Here is a 22,821-nt window from a genome sequence, read left to right as displayed (position 1 = left end):
CTGCGCGAATTTGACTTGAGACGTTGCATACCGCAACTCTGGAAGAGACACACTCGCGAATTATGTAAAGGAACGCAGAGTTGGGACCACGTTGCTTTGGGGATACCGGCTGGAAGCAGGCGCGCTGATTGCGCCCTCCGCCGGGAGTGGTTGCCAATCTGCTTGCCCGTGCCCGCCATCAGGGTCCGGGCCCTTTGCGCTGACATAAGGAAAGGCCTATGGCTACCACTGAAGGTCCCATACGCGACGCTGGGAGGAACGACGGCGATCCCGCGGAACCCGCCCGGCTCTCCATTACCGTTGACGAATCCACTACCTCCTCCATGCCTGTGGTGGAGCAGGAGCATGAACTCGTCCAGCTGATGATTGAGGGACAGCGCCAACAGGAGAAGGCGTTGAGCCGCGAGATCCCGGCCAAGCTGGACAAGGTGCTTTTTGCCGTCACAGCAGTGCTGGCCCTGGCCTTCATCGCTTGGGGCTTCTTCGGCACCGACAACCTGGCCTCGGTATCCCAGACTGCCTTGGATTGGGTGATCACCAACGCCGGCTGGTTCTTTGTCCTGCTGGCTTCCTTCCTTGTGGTGTACGTGATCTGGCTTGCCGTGGGACGCTTCGGGCGGATCCCGCTGGGCAAGGACGGCGAAGAACCCCAGTTCAAGACCGTGTCCTGGATTTCGATGATGTTCTCCGCCGGCATGGGCATCGGCCTGATGTTCTACGGCGTCGCTGAACCGCTGTTCTACTACATCTCCCCTCCCCCGGGTACCGATGATCCGCAGACCGCAGAAGCACTGCAGACGGCGATGGGAACCTCCCTGTTCCACTGGGGCCTGCACCCGTGGGCCATGTACGCCGTCGTCGGCATCGCCATGGCCTACGGAACCTACCGGCTGGGCCGGAGGCAGCTGATCTCCTCCGCGTTCACCTCGCTGTTCGGTGCCAAGCGGGTGGACGGCCCGCTGGGCAAGGTCCTGAACATCTTCGCCATCTTCGCCACCCTCTTCGGCACCGCTGCGTCCCTGGGCCTCGGCGCCCTGCAGATCGGCAGCGGCATGGAGTCGGCCGGCTTCTTCGGCACAGTGGGTACGCCCATCCTCGTAGCCATTGTTGCCATCTTGACCGGTTGCTTTGTCGCCTCTGCCGTGTCCGGGATTTCCCGCGGCATCCAGTGGCTGTCCAACATCAACATGGTCCTGGCAGTGGTGCTGGCGGCAGTCATTTTCGTGGTCGGTCCGACACTGTTCATCCTCAATGTCATCCCGGCCGCCATCGGCGACTACGCAACCAACCTCGCCCAGATGGCTTCCCGCACTGAAGTTGCCGGCGATGAATCCATGCGCGCCTGGCTCTCCAGCTGGACCATCTTCTACTGGGCCTGGTGGCTGTCCTGGACGCCCTTCGTTGGCATGTTCATTGCCCGGATCAGCCGCGGACGCACCATCCGGCAGTTCGTCACCGGCGTGCTGCTGGTGCCGTTTGTGGTCAGCGTGGTCTGGTTCTCGATCTTCGGCGGCGCCGCCATCGGCACCCAGCAGAAGGCCGCAGCCAACGGGGAGCCGGGGCTGGTGACCATGGTGGACGGTGAACCTACCATTTCCTTCGATGGGTCGCTCTTCGACCTCTTCGCCGCCCTGCCCATGCCTAACCTCGTGGCCGGCGCCGTGGGCGTACTGGCCATGATCCTGGTGGCCATCTTCTTCGTCACCGGGGCGGACTCCGCCTCGATTGTGATGGCCTCCTTGAGCTCCAACGGCGCGGAGCATCCCTCCCGCGGCGTCGTGGTTTTCTGGGGCGTCCTCACCGGCGCCGTGGCGGCGGTGATGCTGCTGGCCGGCGGTGATGAACCCTCGGAAGCCCTGGACGGTCTGCAGCGGATCACCATTGTCGCGGCTCTGCCGTTCGCCGTGGTGATGCTGCTGATGACCATCGCCCTGGCGAAGGACCTGGCCCGGGATCCGCTCTCCCTGCGGCGCAGGCTCGCCGTGTCCGTGGTGGGCCGCGCCATCCAGGCCGGCGTGGAAGAGCACGGCTCCTCCTTCGACCTGCACACCCGCGAGCACGACGACGGCCCGGAAACAGGTGCGCCGGAAAACGCCTCGACGGACCGGAAGTAGCCGGGAATCACGAAGGCAATGAGCCGGTAGGAATAAGCACCAACCAATACGGGAAGGTCCCGCACATATCTGTGCGGGACCTTCCCGTATTTTTGTCCCTCGGGCATGGGCAGAACTGCCCATGTATTCGTGCCCTGGAATTTCGTATGCTCGGCAGCACCACTTGAAATTCGGGGGAAACGAAACATGGCAATCGATATTCACGTAGCGGAGGTCCAGAGCCTGCTCGGCGATACCGGTGCGGAGTTGGAAAACCTGGAAACCGAACGGACCCGTTTATCGGAAGCTGCTTCCCGGCTGCAGGAGGCGCTCACCGGCTGTGCAGGCCTGGATACCGGGATAGCGCGGGTCCATGAGGATATCTTCCGTCCGGATCTAACCGACATCATGATTCGATGCAACAACGCGGTCCAGGGTACGGGGCAGGCGGTCTCTGCGTACCTGGCCGGCGACGACGAGATGGTCCAAAACATTCAGAATGCCCAGGCTGCCGCCGCCTCCGGTGAGTACCACACGCAAACGCAGTACGGGCTCCGCCATTCGCAGGCCGTCGCATGAGTGTCTTTGTTCTCGATGTTGACATGCGCTTGCTCCGGGACTTACCCCCGGGTGAACCCATACTCGCTGCCGCTACGGGCTTGGGGGCAGCTGCATCGGGTTTCCAGGAATCGATCTCTTCGATCCGGAACAAATGGTCTGCTCTGGACACGCTCTACACGGGCCCTGGGCGGGATAAGGTGCTGCAGGCCATGGAGAGGCCCTCCCAACAAGCCCGGGACCATCAGGAAAGCGTGTCATTGGCCGCCGACGCATTGAATGAATTTGCTGCGGAACTGGTGGAGATAAATGCCGCGAGAATCGCCCTGAAACAGCAAATCGATGATGAAGAATCCCGTCTCGTACCGATTGCGACCGAGATGACTTCCGGCAATATCCCCAATTGGGACGGCGCGCACGCGATGATGGCCCAGAGGACGGCTACCTTCCAAGCAGATGTGGAGGCCCTTGAGGACAGGTACGAACGCGCGAGGGCAGCATGCCAATCGGCTCTGGACGGCATTTCCCGTGTATCCACCCCCGTCATCTCTCAGTTCGACTCACCCGGGATGGATCTGGAGACCGAGGCAGCCGAGGATCTGGCTGCTTCCTTCGCAAACGCGACCAAGCCGGACGCAAACGAGGAGGATATTGCCGCTTTCTACCGAGCGCTCGGTGAGATGGGTCCCGCGCAGGTGGCGGCGTTTGCCGCAGCCGTGCCCGCGGCCTCGCTCTTCGTAAAGGGGATGGGTGCATATCAAGAAGCCTCGTTCTGGAAGTCGCTTTCACCATCCCAACGTGCCGGTCTGGCAAAGTCCATGCCAGGTCTGACGGGAAACCTGGAGGGTGCCCCTTACAAAGTCCGAAGCGAGGCCAACCGAGACGTCCTTGAAATAGTACTGTCGCCTGCCTACGAAGCGACAGAAGAGCAACGCGAGGCCTATCGATCCATCAGCGATGCGTTGAAAGGTAGTGGAAATCCTCCTAAGCAGCTGATTTCTTTCGAACCTGACCATGATCATCCGTTAGCGGCGATAGCCGTCGGCGACTTGGATGGAGAAGTAGGAATAGACACTAATGTCACTTATGTGGTGCCAGGGATGAACAACTATTCAACAAATATGGGTTCCCTTGTTACTAATGCTGAAACGGTCCGCGACCGGCAGGTGCGAGCGGACGGGACAAGGAATCACGTGACCGTGGCCTATATAGGATATGAAACTCCGGGCGCAACTTCAGTCACTGCCGATGGCCATGCCGAGCGGGGTGCACAGGCTTTTGCCACTTCCCTAGACGGCCTGCACCTGACGTACAGCACGAACGGACTTCCTGCGCCCGAAACGAACGTGATAGCGCACTCATATGGGACTCATATGACCACCAAGGCTTTGGGCGAGACTATCTACCCGATTACTTCGGCGGTCTATGTCGGTTCGGCAGGCGTAGACAGCGATGTGTCTTCGGATCAGCTGAACATTGACCGCGGTGTTGATGGGCGGCGGGACATCTTTGTCAGCACGGCCAAAGGGGATGGACTGGCACCCGTCGGAATTTTGGTCACTGATGTTTTCGCTTTAGCAGGTGGTGATTCCGGTTCCGAGTCCAACTATCGAACTGACCCTTCAGAAGAGGACTGGGGCGGTCGATATTTCTCCTCCGAGGGTGTCAAGGTCGGGGACGAAGTGTACGTTGCCACGGAAAAACACGACTTTGATCAGTACCTGGCTGCGGATTCCAACAGTCTGCGAGGTATCGTCTATGCAACAATCGGCCAAGGACAGAAACTACCCTAAGAAAGCACAAATCATTTGAATCAATTGAGTGTTTGGGAAATGATGCCCTTCGCCAGGCGCTTGGTTGGCCTTGGACTGACCATAACTGTTCTGACCGGTGGCCTTACCGCTTGCGCTGAAAGGACTGATGATATGAAGGGTAACGTCGACAGCAGCCCTGCCTCCGTGCTGGAAACGAACCGGACCTCACGGGAGGTCTTCGATGATTTTGCCGCCGACGCCGACGCCGCGGTCCAGGCGTCCGCGGCACCCGAAGCATGGACAACCGAGGACGGCACTCCCTGGGCAGTGCATCGTGACCGGCCCCTGATGGCCGGCCCCTGCCCCTCGGTGGAATATAGCGACGGGCCGTGGCAGCTGAAACAACTGCTGCTCAGCCCCGCCACGGACGATCCGCAAGGAGACCGCGACCGGATGCGCCGTCATTTCGAAAGCCGCGGAATGACTGTGATTTCCGTCTTCGACCCCCAGCCCAATGAGCCCTCGTACGCCGAGTGGACCGTTATGGCACAGGGCAAGGACGGGTCTTGGATCGAATTTTCAGCCAATTCCAACGGGCAGGGGCTGCTGGTCTACAGCGAATGCTCCAGTCATCCGTCCATGCAGGAAGAAGTCTCCCCCACCTCCCCGTAATCTCCCGACGCGTCCACCGGACTGCCCGGTGCCCAAAGCCACGGAAACCACGACTTCGACCAGTACCTAGCTGCGGATTCCAACAGTCTGCGAGGGTATCGCCTATACAACAATCGGCCCAGGACAGAAACTACCCCCAGAAAGCACAAGTCATTTGAATCAATTGAGTGTTTGGGAAATGATCCCCTTCGCCAGGCGCCTGGTTGGCCTCGGACTGACTATGACTGTTCTGACCGGTGGTGGCCTTACCGCTTGCGCTGAAAGGACTGCTGATAGGAAGGGTAGCGTCGACTCCAGCACGGCGTCCTCCGTTCTGGAGACGAACCGGACTTCCCGAGAGATCTTCGACGGTTTCATGGCCGCGTCGGACGCAGCGATCAAGGCGACAGGGGCTACGGACGGATGGACATTAGTGAACGGGGCGCCGTGGTCGTCCACGTATGAGGAGCCCATCGTTCCGATCTTATGCCGGCCCGAGGACCGTACCGGCCCCCGGCATATGACACAACAGCTCTTAGGACCGCCTTCGGATGATCCGGGGCGTGACCGTGAGCAGATGCGCCGCTACTTCGAGGACGAGGGCATGACTATCATCGCCGAGTTCGAGCCGGAACCGGGCGATCCCCCGCAGGTCACGTGGACGGTAACTGCGGAAGGCACGGACGGGGCGGTGATCAAGTTCTGGGCTAACGAGCTGGGGCGGACCTTGAAGGTCACCAGCGAATGCTCCAGCCATCCGTCCATGCAGGAAGAAGTCTCCCCCACCTCCCCGTAATTTCCCGATGCGTCCACCGGACTGCTGCCTTATCGGGTCCAATACGCGCTCAAAGGGTTGTGCCCGTTTCCCCTTCTTCATAGTCTGCAAAAGTTACCAGACGGTAACCACTAGCCCCTCCCCACGACAATGAGGTCACCATGAGGAAACACCTGGCTATTCTGGGGGTGTCCGCCGCGCTGCTGGCTACATCCCTGAGCGCTGCACCCGCTATCGCAGCACCGGCGGCTCCCGCCATCCGCACCGACGTCGTCATCACCAGCTTTGACGGCACCCCCATCCACACCAACTTCTTCCCGGCCACGGGTCTTGCTGCCGGACAGCAGGCACCGACCGTGATGGTGGGACCCGGGTTCGGCCTTCCCGGCGGACGCATCCCCACCACAACCACCAATACCCTGATCGGCTCCATCGGCATCGCTCCCCTGCGCGATGCCGGATATAACGTTGTCACCTGGGACCCCCGCGGTTTCGGCTTCAGCGGCGGCGAAGCCTATGTAAACAATCCCGCTTACGAAGGCCGGGACGGCTCGGCGATCATCGACTTCATTGCTGCCCAGCCCGAGGCCAGCCTGGACGCCCCCGGCGATCCGGTGCTCGGCATGGCCGGCGCCTCCTACGGCGGCGGCATCCAGTTTGTCCTCGCCGCCCAGGACCAGCGGGTAGATGCCATCACCCCGACCATCGCCTGGAACGATCTGACCACGAGCCTCTACAAGGCCGGCTCCTTCAAAACCGGCTGGGGTGCGCTGCTCTGCGGGGAGGGCACGGCACTGGGGCAGCTGGGCTCCCTGGTGGGGAACGACGGCGCCCTCTCGGCTCCCGTGCGGAAGGCCTGCCAGGAGGGCCTGACCTACCCGAACCAGCTCAGTCCGGAATCCATCGCCTACTTTGCGTCCCTGACGCCGGAGGAAATGTTCACCTCGATCACCGCACCCACGCTGATCATTCAGGGCACCGCAGACACCCTGTTCACCCTCAATGAGGCCACCCGCAACTATGAACTCATCAGCAGCACCGGCACCCCCACCAAAATGCTGCAGTTCTGCGGCGGGCATGGCCTGTGCAACTCCACTGCGGGACCGGACCGGATCACTCCGGCGGTCTTGAACTGGTTTGCCAGGTATCTCCGGAATGAACCGGTGAACACCGGGGCAGCCTTTGAGTTCATCGACCAGAACGGCATCACCCGCGCCGCGCCGGGCTACCCGCAGGCCACCGGATCCCTGACAGGTACCGGGCGCGGCTCGATCCTGCTCTCGCCCGCAGCCATCAGCGGCGCCGTGATCGCCGCCGCTGTGGCGCCCGTGGCAGTGAACGTGCCGATCGTTTCCCCGGCGGTTCCGACGTCGGTCTTCGGGGCTCCGCAGCTGACCCTCACCTACCGCGGCTACGCACCGCGGGGCAACACCCACGTTTATGCCCAGATCATCGACAAATCCCGGGCATCACTTGTACTGGGCAACCAGGTGACACCCGTTCCGCTGATCCTGGACGGCACGGAACATACCCTGACGGTGCCGCTGGAAGGGGTCTCCTACACGGTGAATGCCGCCAGCCGGCTGGTGCTGCAGATTACCCCGGCCACGTCCGTGTATGCGCTGCCCAAGGCGACGGCACTGACCAGCTTCACCGCTTCGGTGGCTTTGCCGACCGTTGCCGCCTACCCGGCTGTCCCCTAGGGGCCACCGGGAACAGAAACGGAAGGGACCCCGCACCGTGGTGCAGGGTCCCTTCCGTTTCCGGCGTTGGGCTACTTGGTGCCGGCAGCGCGAAGCTGGGCTTCCACCTGCTCCAGGCTCTGTCCGCGGGTTTCCGGAACAAAGCGGCGGACAAACACCAGGGCCAGCAGCCCCAGCACCACGAAGATAAAGAAGGTCTTCGAGATCCCGATGGCGTCCATCAAGATGGGGAAGGAGAAGCCGACGGCGAAGTTGGTCATCCACTGCACAAAGACGGACAGCCCAATGCCGAGGCCGCGGACCTTCAGCGGGAAGATTTCCGAGAGCATCAGCCAGGTCACCGGGGATACCGCGCCCTGCTGGAAGCCCAGGAACAGAACCGTCAGGGCCAGGATGATGTATCCGCGGGCATCACCTTCGGCAACGAAGAGCGACACCAGGCCAATCAGCAGCAGCGAGGAACCGGTGCCGATGAGGCCGGTCATCAGCATGTGCCGGCGGCGGACCCGGCCCAGCAGCCAGATACCGAAGATGGCAGCCGCAACGGAGACCACGCCGTTGGCGATATTGGCGGTCAGGGCGGCTTCGGTGCCGAACCCCGCGTCCTCCAGGATCTGGGTGCCGTAGTACATGATGGCGTTGACGCCCGTGATCTGCTGGACAATGGACAGTCCCATGCCGATCAGGAGCACCCGCAGCAACCAAGGCTCGGCGAAATCGCGCAGCGTCCCGGTCTCCGCGGAGTCCTTTTCGGCCAAGGTGCGCACTTCGTCGTGTTCCGCCTGCGCGTCTTCCTCGCTGCGGATCCGGCGCAGGGCGGCGAGGGTCTCGGCGAAGCGGCCCTTGGACGCCAGCCAGCGCGGGCTTTCCGGAACGAAGCTGATGCCGATCCACAGGGCGATGGCAGGCAGGGTGGCCACCACGAGCATCCAGCGCCACACGCCCTGGTCCTCGCCCCAGAGGTTGCCGATCACGGCATTGGCGATGAAGGCCACCAGCTGTCCGGTGACAATCATCAGCTGGTCGCGGGTAACCATCTGTCCGCGGCGCTCCGCCGGCGCCAGTTCGGCCAGAAACACGGGCACAAGCGCGGAGGCGCCGCCGACCGCCAGGCCAAGAACCACGCGGGAGCCCACCATCACGGCAATGGTGGGCGCCAAGGACGTGCCCAGCGTGCCCAGCAGGAAGACGGCGGCCAGACCCATCAGGACCCTGCGTCGGCCGAACCGGTCCGTCAGCTTGCCGGAAATGGCTCCGCCGAAGGCTGCACCGAACAGCAGGCTGGACGTAATCAGGCCCTCGGTGACCGGAGTCAGGCCGAGATCGTCCTGCATGTACGGCAGTGCACCGTTGATAACGCCGGTGTCGTAGCCGAAGAGGAATCCGCCAAGGGTAACAATCCAGGACGCACGCCGGAGCGCCCGCCGGTGCGGTGTTGCTTTCGCGGGCTTGGTGGAGCCGTTTGATACTGAGGTGGACATGTCTAACTTTCTTACCGGATCAGTACGCACAAAAACCCCCGTCCTGCGGAAAAATCCGCAGGACGGGGGCATGCGCGGTGGAACTAGAGGGCTGCGTAAACTTCGCGCAGCAGGGTGGCGGTCTCGGACGGCGTCTTGCCGACCTTCACGCCGGCAGCCTCGAGGGCTTCTTTCTTGGCCTGGGCGGTTCCAGCGGAACCGGAGACAATGGCGCCTGCGTGGCCCATGGTCTTGCCTTCGGGAGCCGTGAAACCTGCCACGTAGCCGACAACCGGCTTCGTGACGTTGGCCTTGATGAACTCTGCGGCACGTTCCTCGGCGTCGCCGCCGATTTCACCGATCATTACGATGGCCTTGGTCTCGGGATCCGCTTCAAACGCAGCCAGGGCGTCGATGTGAGTGGTGCCGATAACCGGGTCGCCGCCGATGCCAATGGCCGTGGAGAAGCCAAGGTCGCGCAGTTCGTACATCATCTGGTAGGTCAGGGTGCCGGACTTGGAGACCAAGCCGATCGGGCCCTTGCCGGTGATGTTGTTGGGGGTGATGCCAACCAGAGCTTCGCCGGGCGTGATGATGCCGGGGCAGTTCGGGCCGATGATGCGCGTGACCTGGTTGCCGTCAGCATCCACCTTGGACTGGGCGTGGGCCCAGAACTCGGCGGAGTCCTGCACGGGAACACCTTCGGTGATGACGACGACGAGGCCGATGCCGGCGTCGATCGCTTCCATGACGGCGTCCTTGGTGAAGGCCGGCGGCACGAAGACGATGGAGACGTCTGCGTTGGTCTTGTCCATGGCCTCAGTCACGGTGCCGAAAACGGGCAGTTCCACGTCGCCGTGGGTAACCGTGGTGCCGGCCTTGCGGGCGTTAACGCCGCCGACAACCTGGGTTCCGGCCTTGAGCATCAGGGCGGTGTGCTTGGTGCCTTCGCCGCCGGTGATGCCCTGAACGATGACCTTGGAGTCCTTGTTCAAAAAGATAGACATAAGGGGATTCTCTTTCTAAAGGTTCGACAGGCTCTTGGTCAGCGAGCGGCGTAAGCGAGCTCGGCAGCCTTGTCGGCGCCTTCGTCCATGGTGGTGGCCAGGGTGACCAGCGGGTGGTTGGCCTCGGCAAGGATGCGGCGGCCTTCTTCGACGTTGTTGCCGTCCAGACGGACAACCAGCGGCTTGTTGGCTTCGTCGCCGAGGATTTCCAGGGCCTTGACGATGCCGTTGGCCACGGCGTCACAGGCGGTGATGCCGCCGAAGACGTTCACGAACACGGACCGAACCTGCTCGTCATTCAGGATGACGTCCAGGCCGGCGGCCATGACGGATGCCGAGGCTCCGCCGCCGATGTCCAGGAAGTTGGCCGGCTTCACGTTGCCGTGCTTCTCACCGGCGTAGGCGACGACGTCGAGCGTGGACATGACCAGACCGGCGCCGTTGCCGATGATGCCCACCTGGCCGTCAAGCTTGACGTAGTTCAGGTCATTGGCCTTGGCCTTGGCCTCGAGGGGATCCGCGGCGTCCTTGTCTTCCAGGGCGGCGTGTCCGGCCTGGCGGAAGTCGGCGTTCTCGTCCAGGGAGACCTTGCCGTCGAGGGCGAGGATCTGTCCGTCGCCGGTCTTCACCAGCGGATTGACCTCAACGAGGGTGGCGTCTTCCTTGGTGAAGACGTCCCACAGCTTCAGGATGGCGTTGACCACGCCTTCGCGCAGCTCGGGGGCGAACCCGGCGGCGTCGACGATCTCTTCGGCCTTGGCGGTGTCGATGCCGACGGCGGGATCAACAGCCACGCGGGCCAGGGCGTCGGGACGCTCCACGGCCAGCTGCTCGATCTCCATGCCGCCTTCGACCGAGCACATGGCCAGGTAGTTGCGGTTTGCGCGGTCCAGCAGGACCGAGAAGTAGAATTCCTCGGCAATGTCGGCACCCTGGGCGATCATCACCGTGTGAACGGTGTGGCCCTTGATGTCCATGCCCAGGATGTTGGATGCGTGCTCGAAAGCTTCATCGGCGGTCTTCGCGACCTTTACGCCGCCGGCCTTGCCGCGGCCACCAACCTTGACCTGTGCCTTGACGACGACAACGCCGCCGATCTTCTCAGCAGCAGCTTTGGCTTCTTCAGGAGTGTGCGCCACGATTCCGGCGAGCACGGGTACACCGTGCGCCTCAAACATATCGCGCGCCTGATATTCAAACAGGTCCACGGGCTAGTGTCCTTCTACGTCGAAGTAGGTTTACATTCGATCTGACGATCGCAGAGCAGATGCATCCAGCCGGTCTGCTCCATTGGGAACTTTAGTACCTCGGCGCTTGGCGCCGATCACAGACTACCTCTTTAGTGATGAAGGACACACTTCTATCGCTTGTAGAAATCGGCCGGTCTGCGTTATGAAGAACGGCGCGTTTCAGGACTCCTTCGTCAGCGGCGCATAGCGCAGCAGCAGGCGCTTTTCCCCGATGTCGAACTTCACCTTTGCCACTGTTTTGTCCCCCGCACCTTCCACGGCCAGCACGGTGCCGTGCCCGAAGGACGTGTGGTTGACCTTGTCCCCGGCTGCCACGGAGATGACTTCCTTTTGCGGCTGCACGCGGCCCATGGCCTTGGCCACCGGCGCATCGGCGGTGCTGCCGCCGGTTCCCAGCGGTGTACCGGCGCCCCAGGAGGACCCGGAGTAGCGGCTGGACGTGATGCTTCCGCCGCCGCCGCCGCCCCAGGCCGGCCGCTCCATTCCTTCGCGCTTCCAGTCGATCAGGTCCGCCGGGACCTCGCTCACGAACTGGCTGGCCGGGTTGTACTGGCTCTGTCCCCACATGCTGCGAACCTCGGACCTGGTCAGGTACAGCCGCTGCCGTGCCCGGGTCAGCCCCACGTAGGCCAGCCGCCGCTCCTCTGCCAGTTCGGCCGGGTCTGTGGCCGAGCGCTGGTGCGGGAACAGTCCCTGCTCCATACCGGTCAGGAACACCACCGGGAACTCCAGGCCCTTGGCGGTGTGCAGGGTCATCAGGGTCACCACGCCCTGCCGGCGGGATTCCTCCACGGCTGCCGCAACTTCCTCCGCGGAGCCTTCCGGCGCGTCGGGAATGGAATCGGCGTCCGCCACCAAAGAGACCTGCTCCAGGAACTCGCCCAGGGACCCTTCGGGGTTGTCCCGCTCGTACTCGCGCACCACGGCCACGAGTTCGGCAAGGTTCTCGACCCGAGACTCGTCCTGCGGGTCGTTGCTGGAGCGCAGCTGGGCCAGGTAGCCGGTCTGTTCCAGTACTGCTTCCAGGGCTGCGGCGGCACCCGAGCCGGAGGCTACCTCCGAGAGGTCATCGATCAGTTTCACGAAGCCGTTGATCGAGTTCAGCGACCGGGTGGCCAGGCCCGGCGCCTCGGCGGCACGGCGCAGTGCGGCCATAAAGGAAATCCGTTCCCGTTCGGCCAGGGCCGCCACGGAGTATTCCGCGCGGTCGCCGATGCCGCGCTTGGGTTCGTTGAGGATCCGGCGCAGGTTCACGACGTCGTCGGAGTTCACCAGGACGCGCAGGTAGGCCAGCGCATCCTTGATTTCCTTGCGTTCGTAGAACCGGGTGCCACCCACCACTTTGTAGGGCAGCCCCACGCGGACCAGCACGTCTTCGAGGGAACGGGACTGCGCGTTGGTCCGGTAGAACACCGCGACGTCGCCGGGGCGCAGGTTTTCCTCGTCCTGCAGCCGGTCAATCTCCTCGGCAATGAACCGGGCTTCCTCGTGTTCGTTCTCGCCCACGTAGCCGATGATCTTCTCGCCGTCGCCCTCAGCGGTCCAGAGCCGTTTCTCCGGCCGGTTGGGGTTGCGGGAAATCACCGCGTTGGCCGCATTGAGGATGGTTTGGGTGGAGCGGTAGTTCTGCTCCAGCAGGATGGTCCGTGCTGCGGGGTAATCCTTCTCGAAATCGTTGATGTTCCGCACGTCGGCGCCGCGGAAGGCGTAGATGGACTGGTCGGAGTCGCCCACCACGGTCAGTTCCGCCGGCGGAACGTCAAGGGCGTCGTCGTCGCTGCCCACCAGTTCGCGGACCAGCGCGTACTGGGCGTGGTTGGTGTCCTGGTACTCGTCCACCAGGATGTGCCGGAACCGCCGGCGGTAGTATTCGGCCACGCCAGGGAAGGCCCGGAACATAAACACCGTCTGGGCAATCAGGTCATCAAAGTCCATGGCGTTGGCCTGGCGCATCCGCTGCGCGTAGCCCTTGTAGACCTCGGCCACAGCGGATTCGAACGGGTCGGAGTAATTCGCCGATTCGGCGTAGGACTCTTCGTCCACCAGTTCGTTCTTCAGCGCAGAGATCTTGTTCATGATGGACTTGGGGGTGAACCGCTTGGGGTCCAGGTCCAGGCCCTTGGCCACCAACGTGATCAGGCGCAGCGAGTCCGCCGAGTCGTAGATGGAGAAGTTGGAGTTCATCCCCACCGTTTTGGCCTCGCGGCGCAGGATCCGCACGCAGGAGGAGTGGAAGGTGGAGATCCACATGGTCTTGGCGACGCCGCCCACCAGGTTCTCGATCCGCTCGCGCATTTCCGCGGCGGCCTTGTTGGTGAACGTAATGGCCAGGATCTGGCCGGGGTTCGAGCGGCCGGTGGCCAGGAGATAGGCGATGCGGTGGCTGAGGACCCGGGTTTTGCCCGATCCGGCGCCGGCCACAATCAGCAGGGGCGACCCGGCGTGTTTCACCGCTTCTTCCTGCTGCGGGTTCAGGCCCTGCAGCAGGTCCGCGGCACGGCTTTCGTCCGCATAGGAGGATCCCCGCCGGGCGTGTTCGGCCTGCGGTGCCTGCGCGGCAGGCTCCGGAGCGTTTTTGCGGGGTGCGGGAAAGAGTGGATCAACGAGGTAGTCCATGATGGCTTTAAGTCTAGGCGCTGCGGCTGACAATCCGGTGAGCACCGCCTGCGGTCCGGTCCACGCCCGGACCACGGGCAGCCGGTCAGGCGGAGGTCAGGGCTTCGTGGATCTCCCGCACGGCGCCGGCGGAACCGGCAATGTGCCAGCGGAACCCGTTTACTTCGACGACGGCGGTGCTGCCGCCGGCAGCCAGCACAATGGCTTTTCCGGGCAGCCAGTCCCATTCCGGGCAGCTGTGCTGGAACCAGGCCCCGGGCTGGCCGGAAGCCACCCGGCCCAGGTCGCAGGAGCCCGAGCCCATCATCCTCAGGGTTGCCGCGCGCGACGCCGCTGCCGTCCACGGGCCCACCACTTCCGGGCGCTGCAGCCATGTGGGGTGCAGGTAGGTGCCGGCGCATAGCCGGTTCAGCGGTTCGTCGGCCGGCGCACCGATCGGCTCCCCGTTGAGGGTGGCCGGGCGGCCCTTGCCGCCAACCCACAGCAGGTCTTCCTGCGGCTGGTAGATGGCGCCGAGCAGCACGTCGGGGTCACCCGGCAGTTCGTGCGGGCCCGGCTCGGACCGCAGTGCAATGGCCGAGCACCAGTAGGTGGACCCGGTGAAGAAGTTGTAGGTCCCGTCCACGGGGTCGATGACCCAGGACCGGCCGGAGGTGCCGTTGTGGCTGGCACCCTCCTCCCCCACGATGCCGTCGTCCGGACGCAGTTCCCGCAGCCGGCGCACCACCAGCGCCTCCGCCTCGCGGTCCGCGGCGGTGACGACGTCGGACACCGAGGTTTTCTGGCTGGCGGTCAGCCCCTCGGCACGCATCTGCAGGGCAAGCTGCCCGGCTTCGCGCACCAGGTCGGCGGCCAGTTGGAAGTCCTCGGGCAGGGCATTCTCACTCATGCCTCCCAGCGTAGCCGCCCGTCTCCGCCCCGGACAGGCGCAGGTCAGGAGGGGGCATTTGGGCGGGGTGCAGGTGGGCGGTGTGCGGGGGCGCGGGGGCGCGGGTGTACAGCTAATGCGGCTTGGAGGGCTGGCAGGCCGCATCAGCTGTACATAAGGCACCAGGCAGGCCGCATCAGCTGTACGGAAGGCGACGGTGAAGGACCCCCAAACCTGCAGCTCCCGGTCCCCGCGGCGCTGCAGGCCGGGCCTCCCCGGCAGTGCGGCCATACTGTACGTATGGGAAAATCAGCAGCACAGCGCGCCGCAAAACACGGACCTCAGGCCGGCCTGCCGCGGCCCGGCACCCCCGGAGCCCCTGCCGGTCCGGGAACCCCGGGACCGCAGGGCAAGTCCAGCCCCGGCCTGGTGGTCATTGCGGGCGTGGTGACCACGCTCTTCCTCTTCTGGTACCTGCATCTGCTGGTCCTGGGCCAGCTGACCCAGCTCGCCGACGGCCTGGCCATGCCGGATTCGATGGTCTTCGGATACGGCGAAGACCATCTGGCCGCGCTGCGTGCGGCCATGGACGCCGATGCCCTGGGCCAGCTCAGCTATGTGCACAAGACTGCCGGGGTGCTTTTCCCGCTGATCTTCGGCCTGACCTGGCTGCTGATAATCGGCCTGAACACCCAGCGCCGGACGCTGCGCTGGGTGCTCTTCAGCGCGCCGATCCTCTTTGTGGTCGCGGACCTGTGGGAGAACATCGCCATTGACAATGCCCTTGGCGCAGCCGAACTATCGGGAGGCGACGCCGCCCTGGCGTGCACGCTGACCGTCGCCCGCTGGATCCTGCTGGCCCTCAGCCTTGCGGCGTCCGTGGTTGCCGTCTTCACGCGACGGGTGGGACGGCCACCAGAACCGCTCGCCAAAGATGAAGGTTAGGGCCGGTACCACCACGGTCCGCACCAGCAGGGTGTCGAACAGGACACCGACGGCCACGATGATGCCCACCTGCGTCAGGGTCACCAGCGGAAGCACTCCCAGCACGGCGAACACAGCGGCCAGCAGGATACCGGCGCTGGTGATGACGCCGCCGGTGGAGCGCAGTGCCGCCAGCATGCCCTGCTTTGTTCCCATGGTGACCGCGTTTTCACGGGCCCGGGTGGTCAGGAAGATGTTGTAGTCCACACCCAGCGCCACCAGGAACAGGAAGGAATACAGCAGGGTCTGCACGTCCATGGCCGGGAAGTCCAGCACATTCTCGAAGACCAGCCAGCTCAGCCCGGTGGCGGCCAGGAAGGTCAGCAGCACCGAGGCCACCAGCAGCACCGGTGCTACCAGGGAGCGCAGCAGGATGGTGAGGACCAGGAAGACCAAGGCAATCACGGTGGTTCCCACCAGGACGGTGTCGTGCTGGTTGGCGGCGAGCTGGTCCACGCGTTCGGCGGCTTCACCGCCCACCAGGGCGCCGTAGTCCTCCCCGGCCAGGTCCGCGCGCAGGTCCGTGATGAAGGTGTTCGCCTCGTCGGTGCCTGCCTCGTAGCCGGTGATCAGTTCAATCCGGGTCTTGCCGTCATGCTCGGTGCCCGCCGTGGCCGCGGTAACGCCCTCGACGTCCTGCAGCTGTGAAACGGCGGCGTCGGCCGCGGCGGTGTCCACCAGGACGGTGACCGGCGAGGAGGAACCTGCCGGGAAGCCTTCAGCGAGCGTCTCGGCGGCTGTGACGGCCTGCGGTTTTTCGCGGAACTGTTCGTTCTCGCTGAGGCCAATCTGCATGCTGAACAGGGCGCTGCCCAGGGCCAGCAGGACGACGACGGCGATGCCGGCAATGGTCTTGGGGCGGCGTGCGGTGGCCTCACCCAGCCGGCCCCAGAACTTGCCTTCCTTGGCCGGGTCCCCCACCTTGGGCACAAACGGCCAGAACAGTTTGCGGCCCAGCAGCACCAGCGCCACCGGCAGGAGGAACAGGGCGCTGAAGATTGCCAGCACAATGCCGATGGCGGCGGAGAAACCCAGGCCCCGGTAGCTGGCGGTGTCAGTGAACAGCAGGGTCAGCAGCGCCAGGATCACGGTGCCGCCGGAGGCAATAATGGCCCCGCGGGTGCGGGTCAGGGCCTTGGCCATGGCTTCGTACACCGAGCTGTGGGCGCGCAGTTCCTCCCGGTAGCGGGCAATCAGCAGCAGCGCATAGTTGGTGGCGGCACCGAAGACCAGCACGCTGGTGATGCCGACCGCGGACGGGTCCACGGTAATACCGGTGGCCGGGGCCAGCAGGTCCACCACCTTGGCGGCGAGCTGTTCAATGGCACCCACGATGGCCAGCGGCACAATCCACAGCCACGGTGAACGGTAGGTGATCAGCAGCAGCACGGCAACGACGCCGGCGGTGACGGTCAGCAGCACGAAGTTTGCCCCGGAGAACACTCCGGCCAGGTCCGCACTGAATGCGGCTCCGCCGGTCAGCTCCGCTTTGACCCCCTCAGGGGCTGCATCGGAAACGGCGCTGCGCAGGGCCTCCACTTCCGCGGAGACGGCGTCGCCGTCGTCGGCCGCGGCCTGCAGTGTCAGCGGCACGATCGCCACCAGCTTGTTTTCCGAAACCACAGGCGGAACCTGCGGCGGCGGGCCGGAGGCCCCTGCTTCGGTGGCCGCGGCATTGATCCCGGCAATGGCTGCAGTATCGGCTTCGGTCAGCGGACCGCCGTCTTCCCGGGAGATGACCACGATGGCGGAGGATTCCTGTGCGTCCGGGAATTCCTCAAGCAGCTCCGCAACCTGGGTGGACTGGTACTTGTCGTCCAGGCCGCCCACCCCCGTGGTGTCGTTTTCCTCGACTGGCAGGGCAAAAAGGCCAATGATGACGGCCACCCCGATCAGCAGAGTGACCCACGCCGTCTTGGCGTTCTTCACTATCCCTGCGTACATGTGCTTCTCCCGTGACGTAAGTATCTCCATTCGAAAGTATCTCAGATATGGAGATACTTCAATTCCAAGTTAGTATGGATCTTGTGGAAGATCAGGAACTGAGGCGCGACATCGTCGACGCAATCCGCGGCATGAGCGTGGACGGGCAGCGTGTGGCGGATGCCTTTGCGCACACCCACGGACTCAACGCCACGGACATGCGGGCCCTGGTGCTCATCATGGAGGCGGAAATCCGCCACGAGGCGCTGACCGCCGGGCAGCTGAGCGCCCGGCTGGGCACGTCCTCGGGTGCCACCACCGCGGTGATCGACCGGCTTGAACGCATCGGCCACATCCACCGCAACCGCACCCACTCGGACCGGCGGAAAGTCACCCTGCACTTTGAACCGCTGGCCATGGAGCTGGCCGGAGCATACTTCGGCCCACTGGGTGCCATGAATGACGAAGTGATGTCCCGCTACACGGACCAGGAGCTGCGCACCATACTCGGCTTTATGCAGTCCATCCGCGAGAGCTATTCGCGGTACCTGGCCCGGCTGGCGCCCGACGGCAGCCAGGCAGCCGGGCCCGACGGGCCCGACGGCGCCGCACCGGAAACGCTGCAAACGGGCCGCGGGAGAAACGGGTAAGCTGATATCGCCCGCCGGGAAGCCCGGCGGTCCGCCTCCGTAGCTCAGTAGGATAGAGCGGCCCTCTCCTAAAGGGCAGGTCGTCGGTTCGATTCCGGCCGGGGGCACTTTCTGTTTAAGGCCCCTGCCTGCGTTCACCCGAACCGGCTAGCGCTGCAGCCCGGGGAAGGCCCAGATTCCCGAGGAACGCATCAGGTCCCGCATAATGACCATTTCTTCGTCCGGGCCCATAACGGACGCCTCTTCGGCGGTGGGGTAGTCGAGGTAGACGGCGTTGCCGATGTCGCGGTGCTTGCTGCCGGACAGATGGGCCAGCAGTTTCTCGGTCTCCCCGAAGACCACCAGGGCACGCCGCATGTGGCTGGCGCTGCTGATGAGCGTCATGCTTTCCACGCCGGCGTCCTGCGCCCGTTCAAGGGAGAACAGTGCGTTCTCCACCGTGTCCGTTGCCAGGCCCTCCTCGATGATCCGGTCCTCCGCCACGCCGTTCTCCGTCAGCCAGCGGGCCATCGCCTCCGACTCCGTGATGCCGCCCTTGGGAACGCCGCCGGTCACGATCAGCAGGGAATCGGGATACTTGTCCGCTGCCGCCTTCGCTACTTTGAGCCGTTCAATCAGTGTTTCTTCCATTTCACCCGTGTCCGAAAGTGCATAGCCGAGGACAACGAAGGCATGGTGCTCAGCGGGCAGTCCGTCCGGGACCTTTGTGTTAAAGGGAACGGCGGCGACGTCGTCGACAGTCTGGATCCGCGCCTCAAACTCCGCGGCACGTTCAGGTTCCAGCCGCCGCAGCTCTTCCATCCCGGCTGTGTAGGCCGCGGTGTCACCGGTCACCTTTGAGTACACGGTGTGCATAAGCCGGGCATTGAAGTTTTTCGGATCCAGGGCGAGGATGCCGGCGTAGGTGTCCATGGCCTCCGGAAGCTTCTTCTGCAGCACCTGTGCCGAGGCCAGTGAATACCTCAGGTCCACGTCCCACGGGTCCATTTCCACCGCCTGCGCAAATGCCTGCGCCACCACGTCGTAATCCCCGTGCAGGGTGATGCCTTGGAAGATTTCCTCTTCGGCCTGCAACAGGTCGCCGCCGTACCAGTAGTAGTGCATCGCGATGGCCTCCAGGGCGTCGATGCGCTCGCCTGTGGGGGCGTTGTTGCGGACCGCGCTGAACAGTGACTCGAGCGACTCCCCCTCCCCGCCGGCGTCGGCCCCCGGAGAGGACACACCCGGGGAGGCCGTGGCCGAAGCAGTGGCGCCGGCCGGACCGGAACAGGCCGAAAGCGCAACGACCGAGGCGAGCAGGACGCCCGCAGCGAGTTTCATCATGTCCGCTCCTATGGATTGCTTACTTCACGGCACCCGCGGTAAGTCCGCCGATGAGGCGCTTTTCGATGACGGCAAAGAGAATAATCACCGGCACAATGGCGACGATTGACACGCCGAAAACGTACTGCCAGCTGGTGGCGTATTGGCCGATGAACTTAGTCAGCGCCACGGACAGGGGCTGGTTCTCCGCCGTGGACATAATCACGAGGCTCGCCGCGAACTCGTTCCAGGACGCCACAAAAGTGAAAATCACCGCTGTCACAATCCCCGGCCAGACCAGCGGCAGGTTGATCCGCATCAGCACTTTGAGCCGTCCGGCGCCGTCGATCTGTGCCGCTTCGTCAATCTCCTGCGGAATGGCGGCAAAGAAGCTGTGCATGATCCATAGCGCGAAGGAGAGGTTGAAGGCCGCGTTAATCAGGATCATGGCCACCCATGTGTCGTTCAGGTCCAGCCACAGCATCTGCCGGAACAGTCCGGCCGTGAGGACCGCCGGCTGGAGCATCTGGGTCACAATCACCAGGAACAGGAAGACCAGCCGGCCCGGGAACCGGAACCTTGCGGTGTAATACGCGGCCGGGGTGGCCACCAGCAGCACCAGCAGCGTGGCTAGGACCGCAATGATGATGGTGGACAGCAGGTTGTAGGTCAGCGGGGTTTCCGGGGTGGACCACATGGACTGGTAGTTGCCGAACTGCAGCCCGTCCCCGGGCAGGTACTCGGGGGGAACCGAAAGGATTTCCGACCTGGTTTTCAGCGACCCCACCAGCATGATGAGGTACGGGGTGAGGAAAACCAGGGCAATCAGGGCACCGATGACCGTGCGCGCCCACATCCGCCGGGCACTGACATTGTCGGCGCCGTAGCGCCGCTTCCGGGGTGCCGCAGCGGGCACGGAACCTGCCGGGGGCGCAGGGGCAGTGACGGCCATGTCAGGCCTCCTTCATGGGTCGAACGATCTTCACGTAGGCGGCCACTATCACCAGCACGACGGCGAAATTGACGACGCTGAGCGCACTGGCCACATCCAGGCGCCGGTCGAACTGCAGGACCTTGAAGATGTACGTCATCAGGGTGTCGGCGCTGTAGCCCGGAATGGACCCGGTCATGATCCTCAGGATGGGCAGGTTGTTGAACACGTTGATGATGTTGATCAGCACCGCCACCGCCAGGGCGCCGCGTAACTGGGGAAGCACCACGCTGAAGTAGGTGCGCACCGGTCCCGCACCATCCATCTTGGCCGCTTCCAGCGCGTCCCCCGGCACGGCCTGCAGGCCGGCCAGCAGCGTGTAGGTGGTAAAGGGGATGGATACAAACACACCCACCACAATGGCGGCGGCGAGCGCCGTGGCCGTGTTCTTGGTGAACCCGTAGGAGGCATCCATCAGCCCCACGTCCACCAGGAACTTGTTAATGATGCCGTAGTCGCGGTCCAGGCCGTAGTAGAACACGGTGGTGGTCATGACCACGCTGGCCGCCCACGGGACCACCACTGCCATCCGCACAAAGGTGCGTCCTGGAAACGGCTTGTTCAGGAAGTTCGCCAGGGCCAGTGAAATGGCCACGGTCAAGGTGACCACCACCACCACCCAGACCACTGTGTTAAGCAGGATCCGCGGCAGGTTGGGGTCCTCGAAGACGGTGAGGAAGTTCGCCGCTCCCACACCCTCCACATTGGTGCCGGCCTGGCTGATACGCCGGGTGGAGCTGTAGATCATGTAGCCGGCGGGGAAAATAACAATGCCGAAGATCAGCAGCAGGACCGGACCGATCCAGGGCAGCGCGGCCCACACGCTTTCATTGCTGCCCCGCCGCTTGCCGGTACGCAGGCGTACCTGCCGAAGTGTGCTCATGGAGTTCAACCTGTTCTGGGACTGGTGGGGCCGCCGCCTGCGCCGGGCAGCGGCCCCGGGCGGATCAGGCTGCGTCAGCCTTGGACTGGATCTGCTCCAGGACTGCCTTGGGCTCCTGGTCTTCAAGCTGGCCCATCAGCGACTTGAAGGCGCCGTCCGTGGTGTTCCAGGCCGGGTTGGTAGTGGGGTAGAACTTGGCGCTGGGGAGCATGTCCAGGAAGGTCGACAGGTCCTCATCCGAGGCCATCGCCTCGGAGCCGCTCTTGGTAGTCGGCAGGAACCCTTCGGTCTGGACCCAGTCCACGTAGTTGTCCTCGGCGTAGAAGAAGTCCATGAATGCGGTGATGGCTTCCTGCTTATCCTCGTCGTTCTTGAAGGCCATCAGCCGGTCCGCTACGCCCAAGGTGGAGGGCTCGCCGGTGCGGGTGGGAACACTGGCTATGCCGTAGTTCAGGTCCGGGTTGTCCTCGGCAATCTGGCCTACTGTCTGGGGCAGGGCGTAGACCATGCCGATCTTGCCCTGTGCGAACACGTTGATCATGGGGGTACGCTGCGTGGCTCCCGGATCCGGCTGGGTCACGCCTCCGGCAATCATTTTCTTCATGAATTCGGCGGCCTCGAGGTTCTCCGGGGTGTCCACGGCTATGGCGGATTCGTCGCCGAAATCTCCGCCGTTGCCGGCAAACCAAATCAGGCTTTCACCCTGTGCTTCCTCGGAGCCCAGCGGCATGCCGTAGCCGGGGGTCCCGGTAGCCGAGATTTTCTGCGCAGCTGCATACAGTTCATCCCAGGTGGTCGGAGGCTCTGCCACACCCGCAGTCTGGAACAGGTCCTTGTTGTAGAAAAGGGCGCGCACCGAGGCAATGAGCGGGAATCCGTACTGCGTGCCGTCCAGCGTCTCATTGGCCGCAAACGAGTCCTGGAAGTCGCTGATGGTTTCGTCGGACGCCACGTCCTCTGCCGGGTAGAGCAGTCCCTCATCGGCAAAAGCCGAAAACGCGCCGCCGTTGTAGATGTCCGGAGCTTCGCCGGACTGGATCTTGGTCTGCAGCACCGATTCGAGGTTTTCCCACGACTCAACCTGCAGGTTGACCGTGATCCCTTCATTGGCGGCTTCAAAATCCTCGATGACGCCCTCCCACAGCGCCTTGGTGCCGTCCGAGTAGCTCGGCACCAGCAGGTCGATGGAACTTGCGCCGCCGTCACCGTCGGAACCGCTGCCCCCGAAACCGCAGGAGGAAACGGCCAGTGCTCCGGAGGCTGCCAGCGCCACCAGGCCAATTCGAAGTGTGCTCTTCATTGGGTCCTCTTTCAATTGGTTCCCGCCCGGTGCCGAGGGTGCCGAGGGCGGGG

17 protein-coding genes, 1 tRNA gene and 1 pseudogene are annotated in these 22,821 nt (G+C 63.9%); 9 read left to right on the top strand and 10 right to left on the bottom strand.

Translation table 11 applies throughout. The features are described from left to right. The first annotated feature begins 218 nt into the window (after positions 1 to 218). The 6 genes from QNN98_RS11155 (at position 219) to QNN98_RS11130 (ending at position 7,534) form a co-directional block, all read left to right on the top strand. On the top strand, positions 219 to 2,114 hold the full coding sequence (locus QNN98_RS11155; protein WP_502864706.1) for a BCCT family transporter: 1,896 nt from the start codon (positions 219 to 221) through the stop codon (positions 2,112 to 2,114). A 186-nt stretch (positions 2,115 to 2,300) separates the two neighbouring features. Further along, entirely contained in the window at positions 2,301 to 2,672 is a 372-nt protein-coding gene (locus tag QNN98_RS11150; protein ID WP_283997133.1) for a DUF6507 family protein, read from the top strand. Next, positions 2,669 to 4,444: an alpha/beta hydrolase gene (locus tag QNN98_RS11145; RefSeq protein ID WP_283997131.1), complete on the top strand. Its 1,776-nt coding sequence runs from the start codon at positions 2,669 to 2,671 to the stop codon at positions 4,442 to 4,444. The genes QNN98_RS11150 and QNN98_RS11145 overlap by 4 nt, the downstream gene beginning before the upstream one ends. 132 nt (positions 4,445 to 4,576) lie before the next feature. Then, a complete protein-coding gene (locus tag QNN98_RS11140; RefSeq protein ID WP_227926715.1) occupies positions 4,577 to 5,077 on the top strand; it encodes a hypothetical protein in 501 nt (166 codons plus the stop codon). A gap of 583 nt (positions 5,078 to 5,660) precedes the next feature. Continuing rightward, complete coding sequence (locus QNN98_RS11135; RefSeq protein ID WP_227926714.1) at positions 5,661 to 5,852, top strand: hypothetical protein; 192 nt, start codon at positions 5,661 to 5,663, stop codon at positions 5,850 to 5,852. Between the two features lie 140 nt (positions 5,853 to 5,992). Continuing rightward, the gene (locus QNN98_RS11130) at positions 5,993 to 7,534 is read left to right on the top strand and encodes an alpha/beta hydrolase family protein (RefSeq protein ID WP_283997128.1); all 1,542 of its coding nucleotides are present in this window, start codon (positions 5,993 to 5,995) and stop codon (positions 7,532 to 7,534) included. A gap of 71 nt (positions 7,535 to 7,605) precedes the next feature. On the opposite strand, the gene QNN98_RS11125 is transcribed toward QNN98_RS11130, so the two are convergent. From QNN98_RS11125 to QNN98_RS11105, 5 genes are all read right to left on the bottom strand, one after another. After that, complete coding sequence (locus QNN98_RS11125) at positions 7,606 to 9,015, bottom strand: sugar porter family MFS transporter (protein ID WP_283997126.1); 1,410 nt, start codon at positions 9,013 to 9,015, stop codon at positions 7,606 to 7,608. A gap of 83 nt (positions 9,016 to 9,098) precedes the next feature. Further along, on the bottom strand, positions 9,099 to 10,001 hold the full coding sequence (sucD, locus tag QNN98_RS11120; protein WP_227926711.1) for a succinate--CoA ligase subunit alpha: 903 nt from the start codon (positions 9,999 to 10,001) through the stop codon (positions 9,099 to 9,101). A gap of 38 nt (positions 10,002 to 10,039) precedes the next feature. After that, a complete protein-coding gene (sucC, locus tag QNN98_RS11115; protein ID WP_227913490.1) occupies positions 10,040 to 11,209 on the bottom strand; it encodes an ADP-forming succinate--CoA ligase subunit beta in 1,170 nt (389 codons plus the stop codon). Positions 11,210 to 11,410: 201 nt separating this feature from the next. Beyond that, positions 11,411 to 13,867 carry a DNA helicase PcrA gene (pcrA, locus tag QNN98_RS11110; RefSeq protein WP_283997123.1) on the bottom strand — a complete coding sequence of 819 codons (2,457 nt, stop codon included), beginning with the start codon at positions 13,865 to 13,867 and terminating at the stop codon, positions 11,411 to 11,413. 85 nt (positions 13,868 to 13,952) lie between these two features. Further along, on the bottom strand, positions 13,953 to 14,756 hold the full coding sequence (locus QNN98_RS11105) for an inositol monophosphatase family protein (RefSeq protein ID WP_227913492.1): 804 nt from the start codon (positions 14,754 to 14,756) through the stop codon (positions 13,953 to 13,955). Positions 14,757 to 15,035: 279 nt separating this feature from the next. On the opposite strand from QNN98_RS11105, the gene QNN98_RS11100 reads away from it, so the two are divergent. Beyond that, positions 15,036 to 15,680 carry a hypothetical protein gene (locus QNN98_RS11100; protein ID WP_227926709.1) on the top strand — a complete coding sequence of 215 codons (645 nt, stop codon included), beginning with the start codon at positions 15,036 to 15,038 and terminating at the stop codon, positions 15,678 to 15,680. 21 nt (positions 15,681 to 15,701) lie between these two features. Here the strand turns inward: QNN98_RS11100 and QNN98_RS11095 are convergent. After that, positions 15,702 to 17,663: pseudogene (locus QNN98_RS11095) on the bottom strand (MMPL family transporter); the annotation flags it as partial. Positions 17,664 to 17,746: 83 nt separating this feature from the next. On the opposite strand from QNN98_RS11095, the gene QNN98_RS11090 reads away from it, so the two are divergent. Together QNN98_RS11090 and QNN98_RS11085 are read left to right on the top strand one after the other, a co-directional pair. Beyond that, entirely contained in the window at positions 17,747 to 18,292 is a 546-nt protein-coding gene (locus QNN98_RS11090) for a MarR family winged helix-turn-helix transcriptional regulator (protein WP_283997120.1), read from the top strand. 33 nt (positions 18,293 to 18,325) lie between these two features. Then, positions 18,326 to 18,399: transfer RNA gene (locus QNN98_RS11085), tRNA-Arg, on the top strand. 40 nt (positions 18,400 to 18,439) lie between these two features. Here QNN98_RS11085 and QNN98_RS11080 read toward each other — a convergent pair. The 4 genes from QNN98_RS11080 to QNN98_RS11065 all read right to left on the bottom strand — a co-directional run bounded on the left by QNN98_RS11080 (position 18,440) and on the right by QNN98_RS11065 (position 22,768). Then, positions 18,440 to 19,615, bottom strand: coding sequence for an ElyC/SanA/YdcF family protein (locus QNN98_RS11080; RefSeq protein WP_227926707.1), 1,176 nt, complete (start codon positions 19,613 to 19,615; stop codon positions 18,440 to 18,442). Positions 19,616 to 19,634: 19 nt separating this feature from the next. Then, positions 19,635 to 20,546, bottom strand: coding sequence for a carbohydrate ABC transporter permease (locus tag QNN98_RS11075; RefSeq protein ID WP_283997117.1), 912 nt, complete (start codon positions 20,544 to 20,546; stop codon positions 19,635 to 19,637). Between the two features lies 1 nt (position 20,547). Next, a complete protein-coding gene (locus tag QNN98_RS11070) occupies positions 20,548 to 21,468 on the bottom strand; it encodes a carbohydrate ABC transporter permease (protein ID WP_227926705.1) in 921 nt (306 codons plus the stop codon). Positions 21,469 to 21,532: 64 nt separating this feature from the next. Continuing rightward, positions 21,533 to 22,768, bottom strand: coding sequence for an extracellular solute-binding protein (locus tag QNN98_RS11065; RefSeq protein WP_283997115.1), 1,236 nt, complete (start codon positions 22,766 to 22,768; stop codon positions 21,533 to 21,535). Positions 22,769 to 22,821: the final 53 nt, after the last annotated feature.

This window comes from Arthrobacter sp. zg-Y1143, assembly GCF_030125565.1.
In the GTDB taxonomy this organism is placed as follows: Bacteria; Actinomycetota; Actinomycetes; order Actinomycetales; family Micrococcaceae; genus Arthrobacter_B.
Note: the sequence above shows the minus strand (reverse complement) of the source record. Positions and strands in the feature narration are given on the sequence as shown.